The 13,424-nt window shown below is 67.5% G+C and carries 13 protein-coding genes; 6 read left to right on the forward strand and 7 right to left on the reverse strand.

Going from position 1 to position 13,424, the window contains the following annotated elements:
- Window positions 1-74: 74 nt before the first annotated feature.
- Complete coding sequence (locus tag LZ586_RS12275; protein WP_235076575.1) at window positions 75-1,562, reverse strand: M23 family metallopeptidase; 1,488 nt, start codon at window positions 1,560-1,562, stop codon at window positions 75-77.
- Between the two features lie 245 nt (window positions 1,563-1,807).
- Between LZ586_RS12275 and LZ586_RS12280 the strand changes: the two genes are divergently transcribed.
- The 6 genes from LZ586_RS12280 (at window position 1,808) to LZ586_RS12305 (ending at window position 7,345) form a co-directional block, all read left to right on the forward strand.
- Window positions 1,808-4,282, forward strand: a complete 2,475-nt coding sequence (locus LZ586_RS12280; protein WP_235076576.1) for a helicase-related protein — start codon at window positions 1,808-1,810, stop codon at window positions 4,280-4,282.
- Window positions 4,275-4,589 (forward strand): RNA-binding S4 domain-containing protein, encoded by a 315-nt coding sequence (locus LZ586_RS12285; RefSeq protein WP_235076577.1) that lies wholly within the window; start codon window positions 4,275-4,277, stop codon window positions 4,587-4,589. The genes LZ586_RS12280 and LZ586_RS12285 overlap by 8 nt, the downstream gene beginning before the upstream one ends.
- A 64-nt stretch (window positions 4,590-4,653) precedes the next feature.
- Window positions 4,654-4,992: a ferredoxin FdxA gene (gene fdxA, locus LZ586_RS12290; protein WP_235076578.1), complete on the forward strand. Its 339-nt coding sequence runs from the start codon at window positions 4,654-4,656 to the stop codon at window positions 4,990-4,992.
- A 253-nt stretch (window positions 4,993-5,245) separates the two neighbouring features.
- Complete coding sequence (locus LZ586_RS12295) at window positions 5,246-5,779, forward strand: CarD family transcriptional regulator (protein WP_235076579.1); 534 nt, start codon at window positions 5,246-5,248, stop codon at window positions 5,777-5,779.
- A 102-nt stretch (window positions 5,780-5,881) separates the two neighbouring features.
- Entirely contained in the window at window positions 5,882-6,604 is a 723-nt protein-coding gene (locus LZ586_RS12300) for a head GIN domain-containing protein (RefSeq protein ID WP_235076580.1), read from the forward strand.
- 42 nt (window positions 6,605-6,646) lie between these two features.
- On the forward strand, window positions 6,647-7,345 hold the full coding sequence (locus LZ586_RS12305; RefSeq protein WP_235076581.1) for a GIN domain-containing protein: 699 nt from the start codon (window positions 6,647-6,649) through the stop codon (window positions 7,343-7,345).
- Here LZ586_RS12305 and pdeM read toward each other — a convergent pair.
- From pdeM to LZ586_RS12335, 6 genes are all read right to left on the reverse strand, one after another.
- Window positions 7,342-8,004, reverse strand: coding sequence for a ligase-associated DNA damage response endonuclease PdeM (gene pdeM / locus LZ586_RS12310; RefSeq protein ID WP_235076582.1), 663 nt, complete (start codon window positions 8,002-8,004; stop codon window positions 7,342-7,344). The two genes, LZ586_RS12305 and pdeM, sit on opposite strands and share 4 nt — an antisense overlap.
- A 48-nt stretch (window positions 8,005-8,052) precedes the next feature.
- Window positions 8,053-9,477: a M20/M25/M40 family metallo-hydrolase gene (locus LZ586_RS12315; RefSeq protein ID WP_235076583.1), complete on the reverse strand. Its 1,425-nt coding sequence runs from the start codon at window positions 9,475-9,477 to the stop codon at window positions 8,053-8,055.
- 44 nt (window positions 9,478-9,521) lie between these two features.
- Window positions 9,522-10,064, reverse strand: coding sequence for a transcriptional regulator (locus LZ586_RS12320; RefSeq protein ID WP_235076584.1), 543 nt, complete (start codon window positions 10,062-10,064; stop codon window positions 9,522-9,524).
- A gap of 69 nt (window positions 10,065-10,133) precedes the next feature.
- Window positions 10,134-10,985 carry an MBL fold metallo-hydrolase gene (locus LZ586_RS12325; protein ID WP_235076585.1) on the reverse strand — a complete coding sequence of 284 codons (852 nt, stop codon included), beginning with the start codon at window positions 10,983-10,985 and terminating at the stop codon, window positions 10,134-10,136.
- 64 nt (window positions 10,986-11,049) lie between these two features.
- Entirely contained in the window at window positions 11,050-11,796 is a 747-nt protein-coding gene (locus LZ586_RS12330; RefSeq protein WP_235076586.1) for an SDR family NAD(P)-dependent oxidoreductase, read from the reverse strand.
- Between the two features lie 73 nt (window positions 11,797-11,869).
- Window positions 11,870-13,363, reverse strand: a complete 1,494-nt coding sequence (locus LZ586_RS12335; RefSeq protein ID WP_235076587.1) for a SulP family inorganic anion transporter — start codon at window positions 13,361-13,363, stop codon at window positions 11,870-11,872.
- Between the last annotated feature and the right edge of the window lie 61 nt (window positions 13,364-13,424).

Consider the following 13,424-nt stretch of genomic DNA (forward strand, 5'->3'; position numbering starts at 1 on the left):
CGGCGCCACGCACTGTCGATCAGCGATCGGCCGGCACGACACCCCTGAACCGGAACGACCGGCTCTAACGAGCCTCAGTCCTCGTCCTTCTGCGCGCCCCGGCCGATCGGCACGGCCAGCAAATGGCTCAGCTTCGCCCGGAACGCGCCCAGATCGTCGCCGCTTAGCTGGCGCATCGAATTGAACGACACCGAGCGCGGGTTCACCGCGACGCCGTTCTTGTACATCTCGTAATGAAGGTGCGGACCGGTCGACAGGCCGGTATTGCCGACCGCGCCGATCTGCTGGCCCTTGCGGACATGCTCACCGCTGTGCACCAGGATCCGGCTGAGATGGCCATAGCCGGTGCCGAAGCCGTTGCCATGGTTCACCTTGATGAAGTTGCCATAGCCCGAGCTGCGTCCGGCGACCTGCACGGTTCCGTCGCTTGCGGCGAACACCGGCGAGCCCCAGGGTGCGGCGATGTCCACGCCGCGATGCATGCGGACATAGCCGAGGATCGGATGCCTGCGCATGCCGAAGCTCGACGAGAAGCGGCCGGGCGCCGGCATCGCCATCATGCCGCTGCTGTTGCCGCGGCCCAGCCCGTCGAACCATTCGGTTTTGCCGCCGGTTTGCCACGGCAGAAGCTGCACTTTCCTCGAACAGCCCGACAGCCCAGCATACATCAGGTTGCCCAGCTGCACTTCGCCGGTTTCGGCACGTGCCTGGCCAACGATGATGTCGAACTTGCAACCGGAATCGAGACCCGAAACCGGGACGCGGCTCGCCAGCGTCTTGATATAGGCCTCGACTGCCTTGGCCGGTGCGCCGGCAGCGCGAGCCGAGCGGTACAGGCTGCCGCCAATCGCGCCCTGAATGCGCAGCGGCGTATGGTCGATCGCGATCGGGATCTGCTTGAGCGAAAGCCCGCTGCCGCCGCGCGCGACCTCCAGCTTCAGGTCGAACTTGGCACGAAAGGCGAGCTTTTCCAGTGGCCGCGGCTGCGTCTTGTCGGCGCGGCGGCCCAGCGTCAGGTCCAGCAACGTGCCGGGCTGGATCTCGCCCAACGCCAAGGCTTCGGTTACCAGCGAGCCGACCCGTGCGGCATCGGCCTTGCCCACTCCGGATCGCTGCAACACGCCCAGCAGAGCGTCGCCCGAAGCTAGCTTGGCGGTGGATTCCAGGATCGGCCGTTCTGGCGTGTCGGTCAGCGGCGCTACCAGCCGCGTCGCGGCGACGCGGTAGCCGGTGGTGGCGCCCTGGCCCAGCGGCTTGATCGCCTGGGCTTGGGCGGCTTCCCAATCGGCGCCCTTCAAGGGCGCGGGAACGCTGCCATATATCGGGTTCTCGAGGCCAGGCGCCAACAGCCAGGTCAGCGTGCACAGGCCGATACAAGTCGCAACGCCGCGGAACCAGGTCAACGAACCGATCTGCGCGCCCAGGTCCGGCGCGAGGTCGAACGTACCGATCCGCGGCCGCACGATCAGAGCAGTGCTCACGCTGGCGGGCACATGCGCACGCGCCAACGCTGCCGTGCCGCCGCCACCTGGATTCAGTTCATGGTCGTTCCGCAGGAACAAGGCGTCACGCCCCCACTCGTTACGCTGTAGCCGCAACCCCCGGCTCGAGGCGAATCACTGTGGAGCAACGGGCTTAAAGTCAAATTAAGCAGCCAAAGCATGCAGCTTCCATACGCCGAGCCGGTTCGGGCCTGCGATAAAAGGAAGATGCCACAACAAATCTGGCTAAAAGTTAGAAGGTTAACGCTTTTCGGCAATCAGGGGGTGTTGCTTAAGGGCTGACTCGGAACGATCTTGTGCGGGACATGAGCCAGTTCGCGCGTTCTCCCATCACCGCCGTGCTGGGCCCGACCAACACCGGAAAGACCCATCTCGCGGTGGAGCGGATGTGCGGCCATGCCAGCGGCATGATCGGCTTCCCGCTGCGGCTGCTCGCGCGCGAAGTCTATGACCGCGTGGTCAAGATGAAGGGCGTCGAAAATGTCGGTCTGATCACCGGCGAGGAAAAGATCCTGCCGCCGAAGGCGCGCTGGTTCCTGTGCACCGCCGAGAGCATGCCGCTCGAACGCGAAGTCGCGTTCGTCGGCCTCGACGAGGCCCAACTCGGCGCCGATCCAGAGCGCGGCCATGTCTTCACCGACCGCCTGCTGCGCGCCCGGGGTTTCGCGGAAACGATGATCCTCGGTTCCGAGAGCCTCAAGCCCATGCTCAAGGCGCTGGTGCCCGACGCCGAGGTGATCGGGCGCCCGCGCTTTTCGACGCTCAGCTACGCCGGCGCGAAGAAACTCTCTCGCCTTCCGCGCCGCTCGGCGATCGTCGCGTTCAGCGCCGAGGAAGTCTATGCCGTGGCCGAGGCGCTGCGCCGTCTGCGTGGCGGCGCAGCGGTGGTAATGGGCGCGCTCAGCCCACGCACCCGCAATGCGCAGGTGGCGATGTTTCAGGCCGGTGAGGTCGACTATCTCGTCGCCACCGACGCGATCGGCATGGGGCTCAACATGGACGTCGCCCATGTCGCCTTCGCCTCGCTCCACAAGTTCGACGGTCGCCGCCAACGCCGCCTGACGGTCGCCGAAATGGCACAGATCGCCGGCCGCGCCGGCCGCCATCAGCGCGACGGCACCTTTGGCGCGCTCAGTGAGGAAGGCCCAAGCGCCTTCGCGCCGGAGGAAGTGCTGGCGATCGAGGGGCATCAAGTGGCCCGGCTGGAACATCTCTTCTGGCGGCAGGGTCAGCCCGATCATGCCAGCATCGACGCGCTGATCGCCAGCCTGGAGGCGAAGCCCGACGCGGAGGTGCTCCGCCCCGCACCCCAGGCGATCGACCTGCTGGTGCTCAAGCGGCTGGCGGAGGAGACCTGGGTCCGCGATCGCGTCCGCTCGCCGCGCATGGTCGCCAGGCTCTGGGCAGCGTGCGGCCTGCCCGATTTCCGGAAGCTCGGCGCCGATCCGCACGCGCGCTTCGTCGGCCGCGTCTTCGGGCACCTTTCCGAAGGCAATGGCCATGTGCCGCACCAATGGTTTGCCGACGAGCTTCAGCGGCTCGACAACATGGCGGGCGACGTCGAGGTCCTTGCCGGCCGCATCGCCGCCGCGCGCAGCTGGGCCTATATCGCCCACCGCCCCGACTGGCTGCAGGATCCGCTCCACTGGGCCGAGCGCACGCGCGGCGTCGAGGAGAAGTTGTCCGACGCACTCCATGCCAGCCTGACCCAGCGCTTCGTCGACCGGCGCACCACCGTGCTGCTCCGTCAGATCGGTGCCGATGCCAGTGACCTTCCTGTCACCATCGGGCCCGAAGGCGAAGTGACGGTCGAGGAGCATCCGCTCGGCAAGCTCGCCGGCTTCCGCTTCACCGTCGCGCCCGATGCACGCGCCGCCGACAAGCGCATGCTGCTGGCCGCCGCTGAAAAGCGCCTGGCGAGCGAGCTTCGCCGCCGCGGCGAGGCGCTGGCCGAGGTGGAGGATCAGGCGCTGTCGATGGTCGGCACTATCCTCAGCTGGAACGGCACTGGCGTCGCCGAGCTCAAGACCGGGGCCAGCATTGCGCGCCCCAAGATCGTGCTCGACCGCGCGCTCGGCGTGCTCGACGCGCCCTTGCGTGCTGCAGTGCAAGCGCGGCTGGAGCGCTGGTTCGCCGAGCAACTGTCTCGGCATCTGCCCGTCTTCGCCAACCTCGACGCGACGCTGCGCGATGCGCAGGCCGGTGCTCCCTTGCGTGCGCTCGCCCATGCCCTGCTCGATGCCGGCGGGCTGATGCCGCGCCGCGCCGCTGCGCATCTGGTCGAGGCGCTGGACGGCGACGCCCGCAAGCGGCTGCGCAAGATCGGCATCACCATCGGCACGCTCGACCTGTTCGCCCCTGCACTGCTCAAGCCCGCCGCGGGGCGCTGGCGACGCGAGCTGATGGGCCTGGCCGAGGCGCCGCGCGACGGCGCCACCGTCCTGCCCCGCAGCGCTCCGGGCGCCGATCTGCCGCACGGCTTCCGCCCGCTAGGCCCTCAGGCGGTGCGCGTCGACCTGGTCGAGCGTATCGCCCGTGCCGCGCATGACAGCCGTCAGGGACGCAAGCCCTTCACCCCCGATCCTGCGCTTGCCACGTCGATCGGCGTGAAGCCCGAAACGCTTGCCCGGCTGATGGCACAACTCGGCTTTCGCACCGCCAAGACGCAGGAAGGCGAGCCTGCACGCTGGATCTGGCAGGGGCTGACTCCCGTCGCCAAGCCCCAGGCGCCGCCCAGCAACAACGCCTTCGCCGCGCTAGCCGGACTGCGCGATGGATAAGTCCGGCACCATGCGTGTCGATCGTTTCCTATGGTTCGCGCGACTGGTGAAGACTCGCAGCGCCGCGCAGGCGATTGCGGAAAAGGGCACCTTGCGGATCGACGGGCGTCGGGTCGAACGTTCGGCGGCACCCGTGCATGTCGGATCGGTGCTGGCTTTCCCGCTATATGGCGCGATCCGCGTGGTCCGAGTCGAGCAGCTGCCGGCGCGCCGCGGCCCTCCCGCCGAAGGCCGCGCCTGTTATCAGGATCTTGTCAGCGGTGCGGGCGAGGGTGCAAACGTGTCGCAGGATGCCGCATCCGATTGACGGAACACCCGCCCGCGCATAGCAGGGCGGCCTTCAAGACGTTCGAGCAGAGGCCCGCACACCCATGACTTATGTCGTCACCGACGCCTGCATCCGGTGCAAGTACATGGACTGCGTCGAAGTCTGTCCGGTCGACTGCTTCTATGAGGGCGAGAACATGCTCGTCATCAATCCCAGCGAATGCATCGATTGCGGCGTGTGCGAGCCCGAGTGCCCGGCCGAGGCGATCCTTCCGGATACCGAGAACGGTTTGGAAAAGTGGCTGGAGCTCAACCGCACCTATTCGGAGCAGTGGCCCAACATCACCGTGAAGGGCGAGGCGCCCGCCGATGCCGACGCGATGAAGAACGAAACCGACAAGTTCGACAAGTATTTCTCGGCGGAGCCCGGCAGCGGTTCCTGACGCTGCTTGACGGTCCGCCACGGGCCGCGCTTGACCATTGCCGGGTGCCGAACCGCGCATTTTCCTGCGCGAACGGTGACCTTTGGCTGGTAATTTTATTACGGCCGTGTTAAATGGGCCACGACGTAGGCGAGTTTCGCCTCCGCCCGGAGAAGAATACGAGTCGCCCCGGAAACGCCTGTCCGCCGCCTAAGAGCGCGGCGGACCGACACCGCAACAGTTCGGGGCCGGTTACACGAAAGGTTCCTCGCACATGGCTGCCAAGGCGCTGTCCTTCGATGTCGGCGATTATGTCGTTTACCCCAAGCACGGCGTAGGCCGTGTTGTCGAACTGTTGAAGCAGGAAATTGCGGGCATGCAGCTCGAGCTGTACGTCCTGCGCTTCGAAAAAGAAAAGATGACGCTCCGTGTGCCTACCAACAAGGCCGAGAGCGTCGGCATGCGCAAGCTGTCGAGCGACAAGACGTTGCGTGAAGCGCTCGAGACGCTGAAGGGCAAGCCCAAGGTCAAGCGCACCATGTGGTCGCGCCGCGCCCAGGAATATGAAGCGAAGATCAATTCGGGCGATCTGGTGTCGATCGCCGAAGTGGTCCGCGACTTGTTCCGTGCCGAGGACCAGCCCGAGCAGAGCTATTCCGAGCGTCAGATCTTCGAAGGTGCGGCCTCGCGCCTCGCCCGCGAGCTTGCCGCGATGGAAGAGACCGACGAGCCGGCCGCGCTCAACAAGATTCTCGATATCCTGCGCAAGTCCGCAGCGATCTGGAACAAGGACAAGGTCCCGGCCTGAGCCGCGGACCGCGTGATCGGAAGGGGCGGCCCGCAACGGCCGCCCTTTTCTTTGCCGCGCACCTGGTGTATTGCGCTGTCAACACACGTCCGGGGAGATACCATGCGCCTGTTGCTGATCGCCGCGATGCTGCCGCTGGCAGCCTGCCATTCCAATGCCGAGCGCAAGGAAGGCCATGCCGCCCAGCCGCAGGGAACCGGCGGCACGCGCAGCTTCAGCGTCGCCAATTTCGACAGCATCGACTTGCGCGGCCCCGACGATGTCGACGTGAAGGTCGGCCCGCGCTTTTCGGTCACGGCGGAGGGCGATACGGCCGTGCTCGATACTCTCGACATCCGGGTCGTCAATGGCGATCTGCGGATCGGCCGCGAGAAGGGCAGCACCTGGTTCGGCAAGGACAATGGCGCCGTGCGCATCCATGTCGTCGCCCCGCGGATCAGCGACACTACCATCGCGGGTTCGGGCAATCTCAGCGTCGACCGGGTCGAAGGCGATGTCGATGCGTCGATCGCCGGTTCGGGCAATCTCGTGATCGGCGCGATGCAGGCGACCGACGCCGAGCTCTCGATCGCCGGCTCGGGCAACATGAAGGTCGCCGGCGGCACGCAGCGGCTGGTGGTCAATATCGCCGGCTCGGGCGACGTCGATTCCACCGGGCTCACCGCCACCAGCGGCGACGTGTCGGTCGCCGGCTCGGGCAGCCTCCGCGGCCGCGTGAAGGGCGATGTCTCGGTCTCGCTGATCGGTTCGGGCGATGTCGAGCTGACTGGCGGCGCGCGCTGCAAGACCAGCGCGCTCGGCGCCGGCGAGGCGCGCTGCAGCTGATCCGCGCTTGCGCGGTCCGCCGCCCCGCGCAAGGGTTGCGGCATGCGCATCCTCGCTCTGGCTCCCCTGCTGACGCTCGCCGCCGCCGCTCCGGCCGAACAACGCAGCTACATGATCACCAGCTTCGATCGGCTCCGCGTCGAGGGGCCGTTCGAAGTGGAAGTCGTCGCGGGATCGCCGCGCGCGGCGGCGATCGGGGACCGCCGCACGCTCGACGCGCTCTCGATCCGTGTCGATGCCGGCACCTTGGTGGTCAATACCGGCGTGACCGGCGGCGCCCGCTCGGCGGGCCTCGCGAAAATCCGGATCGGCGCACCCGCATTGCGCGCCGTGACGATCACCGGCGGCGCCAAGGTCCGCATCGCCGAGCTTCGCGCCAGCCGCCTCGATCTGGCAGTCAACGCGCTCGGCACGCTCGACGTCGCGTCGCTGCTTGCCGACGACGTCCGCGCCACGTTGACCGGGGAAGGCGCCATGTCCCTCGCCGGCGCATCGGCGCGCCTGCGCGTCCGCAACCTGGGCACCGGCAGTTTCGACGCTGCTGCGCTCACGGCGGAAGACGCCGATCTCGTCGCGCAGGGCGATGGCGGCATCCGCGTCGGCGTCCGCTATACCGCGCGCGCCACCGCGCTGGGCACCGGCGCGATCCTGGTATCGGGCCATCCTCGCTGCACCACCAGCGGCCCCGGTCCGGTCACCTGCGAGGGCAACAAGCCCCGCGCGCCCGCTTCCACGCCCTAGGCGGCGATCGGGAAGCGCAGCAGCCGGTCTTCCAGCGCCACCAGCGCCTGCGCGCCGGTGCCCACGGCCCGGACGATCTCGGGATGATGCGCGTCCAGCCCGCCGGTCAGCGCGCCAAAAGCCGGCAGGATCAGCTTGGTGCCCGTCGCCACGAAGCAGCGCCGGGCGATCTGCCGCCCACGCACCGTCACGCGCAGCTTGGGATGGAAATGCCCCGAAAGTTCAGGGCGGGGGTCGCGCGGATCGGCCTCGTGGCGCAGCACCACGCCGTCGATCACGGCTTCGTCATGGATCGTCCCGCCGCAATGATCGACCAGCGCCGCGTCGTGATTGCCGGTGATCCAGTGCCAGTCGAGCCGCCCGGTAAGCCCGGTCAGCATCGTGCGCGCCTGCGCCGGCAGCCGCTCGCATCCCGCCGAATCGTGAAAGCTGTCGCCCAGGCACCACAATTCGCGCGGCGCGACGCGCTCGACCAGCGCCGTGAGTTCGCTCAGCGTCGCCAGCGAGTCATAAGGCGGCAGCATCTGCCCCTTGCTCGCGAACCAGCTGCCCTTTTCGAAATGCAGGTCGGCGACCAGCAGCGCGCCGCGCGCCGGCCAATACAGCGCGCCCTGCGCCAGTGCGCGAAACTCATGACCGGCGAACGAAAGGGGAACCATGTCCCGCCTATCCGCCGCGCCGGGCCATGCTGTCAAGCATCCCGCGCGTCAGGCGGGCACGGCCTCCTGCGTCTCCGCAGCCTGCATCGCGCCCAGCCGTTCCAGGATGCGCACCCAGGATCGGATGCCCTTGTGGAAGCTCTTCAGGTCGTATTTCTCGTTGGGCGAATGGATCTGGTCGTCGTTGAGCGCGAAGCCGACCATGACGCTGTCCATCCCCAGGACCGTCTTGATGGAATTGACCACCGGGATCGATCCGCCGCTCGCCAGCAGCGCGGACTTGCCCCACTCGGCATCCAGCGCCGCGCGCGTGGCGGCCACCGGCGCGCTGTTGCTGGCCAGGCTGATCGCCCGCGATCCGCCGCGTGCCTTGAACGTGGCGGTGCAGTCGGCCGGCAGCCGCGCGCGGACATGCGCCTGGAACGCGTCCCAGACCTGGTCCGGATCCTGGTCGCCGACCAGCCGGAAGCTCAGCTTGGCATGCGCCTCGGCCGGGATCACGGTCTTGAAGCCTTCGCCGATATAGCCGCCCCACATCCCGTTGATCTCGGCGGTCGGCCGCGCCCAGCTCTGCTCGAGCGCGCCATAGCCGGTCTCGCCGGCGGGCACGCTCAGCCCCACATCGCCCAGGAACTGCGCGGCATCGAAGCCCAGCGCGTCCCAGCTCGCCTGCACGTCGGCGCTCAGCTCGGGAACGCCGTCATAAAAGCCGTCCAGCGTCACCCGGCCCTCGGCATCCTTCAGATCGGCCAGGATCGTCGCGAGCAATTGGAGCGGATTGCGCGCCGGGCCGCCATACAGCCCCGAATGCAAGTCGCGGCTCGGGCCGTGCACCGTCACCTGGCCCCCGGCCATGCCGCGCAGGCCGATGGTCAGCCCGGGCGTCTCGGTGTCCCACATCGACGTGTCGCAGATCAGCGCGAAATCCGCCTTCAGCTCGTCCGCCGCGGCGTGGAGGAACGGCTCCAGGCTTTCCGAACCCGATTCCTCTTCGCCTTCGAACAGGATGGTCACCCGGCATGGCAGCGTGCCAACGGTTTCCTTCCAGGCGCGGCACGCCTCGAGGAAGGTGCGCAGCTGGCCCTTGTCGTCCGATGCGCCGCGCCCGACGATCATCTTCGCGCCATCGGCGCGCGTCTCGATTGCCGGATCGAAGGGGTCGCGCCGCCAAAGCTCGATCGGATCGACTGGCTGGACGTCATAATGGCCATAAAACAGCACGTGCGGCGCGCGCTCATTCTCCGGGCCGTCATGATGCGCCACCACCATCGGATGCCCCGGCGTCGGCGCCACGCGCGCGTCGAAGCCCAGCCCGCTCAGCTCGTCGGCGAGCAGTTGCGCGGCAGTCCGGCAATGCTCGGCAAAAGCCGGATCGGTCGAGATGGAAGGCACGCGCATCAGCGCGAACAGGCGATCGAGCGCGGCGTCGATATGCGTGTCGACGTAGTTCAGAGGCATGGCCGAGTCTGTCATGGCGCGTCGCTACCCCCTGCCACGCCTCGGAGCAAGCCGCCGGCCTATCCCACGGCTTGGCCGGCAGCCCGCACCGCCAGCCACCGCTCGCGCTCCTCCGCGGCATCGGCCAGCGCCCGGTGTGCCGGCGGCGCATCCGCCGCACGCACTTGCGCAAGCGCCACCAGATTGGCCGCTTCCTCCTCCAGCCGCGCCGCAATCACTCGCGGCCGCAGCGCTTCGCGCGCCGTCTCCAGCAACAAATCGTCGCTGTCGCGCAGCCTCAGGCTATGCCGCGGCAGCCCCGCCGCGCGCAGCAGCGTGCTCAGCCACTTGCCGTCCCACGAAGGTGCGCTGGCGAACAATTCGTGCCCGGCCAGCATGTCGATCATCCGCGCCGCGACGTGGTCATGCGGTGTGCCGTCGCGCTCCAGCTGCGCGCGCGGAATATGGTGGATCGCCTCGGAAGCCGGGTCCCATTCGGTCCATTCGGGTGCGGGCCGGATCAGATGCGCCTCGGAGCGACCATCCTCGAACACCCAGCCGACTTCGATCGGATAGCTGTGCTTGGACAGCGACGAAGCTTCGAAGTCGAGAAAGACGATCATGGAGGCGTAAACGCCTCGACCGGGTTCGGTGCCCAATCCTCCCCGGCATGGGGAGGAGTTGAGGGCGACTTACATCAACTTCCCCGCCACCGCCCGCTCGAACTCCACCGGATCATGCGCGCACACCAGCTTCACCGCGTCCGCTTGCTCGATCGAGAGCGTGCGCAACCGCGCCTGGTTCGCCATGCGGTGCTCGCGCGAAACCTCCATCAGCGTCTGATACCCGCGCAGCCCGGGCGTGCAGTGCCGCTTGGCCTGCCGCATCTCGCCGCGGTAGAAATAGGCGTCGCCGGCGTGGAGCAGCCAGCCTTCGCGCCCGCGGTCGATCGCCACGCCTGCGTGCCCCCAAGTATGCCCGGGCAGCGGCACCATCAGGATTTCGGGCGGCAGTCCCTCCAGCCCGCGCACCGCGTCGAACCCGAACCACGGCTCCCCCGTGCTCGCATAGTGGCGCCAGTTCTGCACCTCGTCGAACTGTGCCGGGCGATAGCGGTTGCGCGGTACGAAGCCGGTGCGCGGCCCGGTCGCGGCGGCGAACTCCTTGTCCATCACATGCACGGTCGCGAAGGGAAAATCCTCCAGCCCGCCGGCATGGTCGAAGTCGAGATGCGTCAGCACGATATGCCGCACATCCTGCGCGGTGAACCCCAGCGCCTGGATCTGGCGAAGCGCGGTATCTTCCTCGCGCAGCTGGATGTTGAGCATGGTCCGCATCGCGCGGGTGATCCGGGCGGGGTCGCGATGGGGATGGTCCACGTCGCGCAGGCCATAGCCGGTGTCGATCAACACCAGCCCATGCGCGTCGGTCTCGAGCAGCAGGCAATGGCATACCAATCGCCCGGTCACTCCGACGCTGCGTCCGTCGAACAGCGCGCCACCCAGCGGGCAATCGGTCCCGCAATTCAAATGATGGATCTTCAAGGCCGCTCTCCCTTCGTCCGGGCCAACGAAGCGAAGGGAAAGCGGTTCAGCCTTCTAACAAGGATCAGCTATCGCGGTGCACTGCGAAGCCCGCAAACGCCTGGTTCACCGGCATCAGCTCCAGCGTGTTGATGTTGAGGTGCGCAGGCTGCTCGGCCACCCACAGGATCGTCTTGGCAATGTCCTCCGCAGTCATTGGGTTCACCCCGCCATACAGCTTGTCCGACGCTTCCTGGCTGCCGGTACGCACCAGCGTGAACTCGGTCTCGACCATGCCTGGCTCGATCGACGTCACGCGGACGCCGGTGCCAAGCAGGTCGGTCCGCAGGTTCAGGCTGAACTGGCGCACGAACGCCTTGGTCGCGCCGTACACATTGCCGCCGCCATAGGGGTAGCTCGCCGCCACCGACGACAGGTTGATGATCCCGCCCTTGCGCGCCACCAGCTGCGGCAGGAGCTTGTGGGTAACCGTCACCAGCGCACTGATATTGGTGTCGATCATCGTCTGCCAGTTGGACCGCTTAGCGTCCTGTGCAGGCTCGGTGCCCAGCGCCAGCCCGGCATTGTTGACCAGCAAGTCGATGTCGCGAAACGGCTCGGGCAGCGAAGCGAGCGCCTCATCCAGCGCCGCTTCGTCGCGCACGTCGAAGGCGAGGGGATGAATGCGGTTCTCGCTGATGATCGTCGTCAGCGAGTCGAGCCGGTCCTTCCGGCGGCCGGTGGCGATCACATGCCAGCCCGCGGCCACGAACGCACGGACCGTCGCCGCGCCGATTCCCGCGGTCGCGCCGGTCACCAAAACTGTCGGCATGCTCGAACTCCTGATTGTGCGCACCGATCTATGGGGATCGCACGGGCAGCCGCCAACCGCCAACATGCGCTTTTCAGTGCGGCACCACACCCATTTCGACGCCGGTTTTGTCGTGCAGGGCAAAGCGATCGACGATGTCGCGGCTGGCGCGGTTATATCCGGTCACTTCGACCTCGCTGCCGTCGCGCCGCAGCCTGGCGATGATCTTGTCGAGCGCGCCCACGCCGGAGATGTCCCAGAAATGCGCATCCGACACGTCGATCAGGACGCGCGCACCGGCCTCGCCCTGAAACGCGCGGGTGAAGCGGTCGACCGAGGCGAAGAAGATCTCGCCGGTGACGCGATACGTCACCGTCCCGCCGTCCTCGCTGATGTCACGCTCGACCGCGAACATCCGCCGCACCTTGCCGGCAAAGAAGATCCCCGACAGCAGCACCCCCGCAAGCACGCCCTCTGCCAGGTCGCGCGTCGCGACCACCACTCCTACTGTCACCAGCATCACGACCGACGATGTCGGCGGGTGGCGGCGCAGATTGAGGATCGAGTTCCAGCTGAAGGTGCCGATCGACACCATGATCATCACCGCGACCAGCGCCGGCATCGGGATCTGCCCGACCCAGGGGCCGAGCACCGCCAGCAGGAACATCAGGAACGCACCGGCGGTAAAGGTCGAGAGCCGCGCCCGCCCGCCCGAAGTCACGTTGATCACCGACTGGCCGATCATCGCACAGCCGCCCATTCCGCCAATGAGCGCCGCGACCATGTTGGCGCCGCCCTGGCCCATGCACTCGCGGCGCTTGTCGCTGTCGGTGTCGGTCATGTCGTCGACGATCTGCGCGGTCAGCAGCGACTCGAGCAGGCCCACGGCTGCCATCGTGAGCGAAAAGGGAAGGATGATCCGCAGCGTCTCGAGCGTCAGCGGCACGTGCGGCAGTGCCAGGCTGGGCAGTCCCTGGGGGAGCTGTCCCATGTCTCCGACGGTCCGCACCGGCAGGCCCATGCCGATGCTGATCGCCGCCAGCGCCAGGATCGCCACCAGCGGCGAGGGTACCGCCTTGGTCACCCGCGGCACCAGGTAGATGATCGCCAGCCCCGCCGCGATCATGGCATAGCTGTGCCAGCTCACGCCGATCAGCTGCGGCACCTGCGCGAGGAAGATCAGAATGGCGAGCGCGTTGACGAAGCCGGTGATCACCGATCGCGACACGAACTGCATCAGCAGGTCGAGCCGCAGCAGCCCGGCCGCGATCTGGATCACCCCCATGAGGATCGTCGCGGCGAACAGATAATCGACGCCGTGGTCACGCACCAGCGGGGTCACCACCACTGCCACTGCGGCGGTTGCTGCCGAGATCATCCCGGGTCGCCCGCCTAGGAAGGAGATGACGATCGCGATTGCCACCGAGGCGTAGAGCCCGACGCGCGGATCGACGCCGGAGATGATCGAGAAGCCGATCGCCTCGGGGATCAGCGCTAGCGCGACGACGATGCCCGCCAGGATGTCGCGGCGCGCCTGAACGCCGCTCGGAAGCCATTCTGCGCGGGCGGGCGACAGCGTATCGGTCATGAGGAGAACCATGCATTCGGCACAAGCACCACGCGGCTGCGAGAGAGCGGTGGATCGCTGA

The sequence above is a fragment of the Sphingomonas sp. S2-65 genome (genome assembly GCF_021513175.1).
Taxonomy (GTDB): Bacteria; Pseudomonadota; Alphaproteobacteria; order Sphingomonadales; family Sphingomonadaceae; genus Sphingomonas.

Excerpts from the sequence above, each read along its gene's own strand:
- LZ586_RS12280 (WP_235076576.1), top strand. The coding sequence starts at position 1,808 with ATGAGCCAGTTCGCGCGTTCTCCCATCACCGCCGTGCTGGGCCCGACC.
- LZ586_RS12285 (WP_235076577.1), top strand. The coding sequence starts at position 4,275 with ATGGATAAGTCCGGCACCATGCGTGTCGATCGTTTCCTATGGTTCGCG.
- fdxA (WP_235076578.1), top strand. The coding sequence starts at position 4,654 with ATGACTTATGTCGTCACCGACGCCTGCATCCGGTGCAAGTACATGGAC.
- LZ586_RS12295 (WP_235076579.1), top strand. The coding sequence starts at position 5,246 with ATGGCTGCCAAGGCGCTGTCCTTCGATGTCGGCGATTATGTCGTTTAC.
- LZ586_RS12300 (WP_235076580.1), top strand. The coding sequence starts at position 5,882 with ATGCGCCTGTTGCTGATCGCCGCGATGCTGCCGCTGGCAGCCTGCCAT.
- LZ586_RS12305 (WP_235076581.1), top strand. The coding sequence starts at position 6,647 with ATGCGCATCCTCGCTCTGGCTCCCCTGCTGACGCTCGCCGCCGCCGCT.
- pdeM (WP_235076582.1), bottom strand. The coding sequence starts at position 8,004 with ATGGTTCCCCTTTCGTTCGCCGGTCATGAGTTTCGCGCACTGGCGCAG.
- LZ586_RS12315 (WP_235076583.1), bottom strand. The coding sequence starts at position 9,477 with ATGACAGACTCGGCCATGCCTCTGAACTACGTCGACACGCATATCGAC.
- LZ586_RS12320 (WP_235076584.1), bottom strand. The coding sequence starts at position 10,064 with ATGATCGTCTTTCTCGACTTCGAAGCTTCGTCGCTGTCCAAGCACAGC.
- LZ586_RS12330 (WP_235076586.1), bottom strand. The coding sequence starts at position 11,796 with ATGCCGACAGTTTTGGTGACCGGCGCGACCGCGGGAATCGGCGCGGCG.
- LZ586_RS12335 (WP_235076587.1), bottom strand. The coding sequence starts at position 13,363 with ATGACCGATACGCTGTCGCCCGCCCGCGCAGAATGGCTTCCGAGCGGC.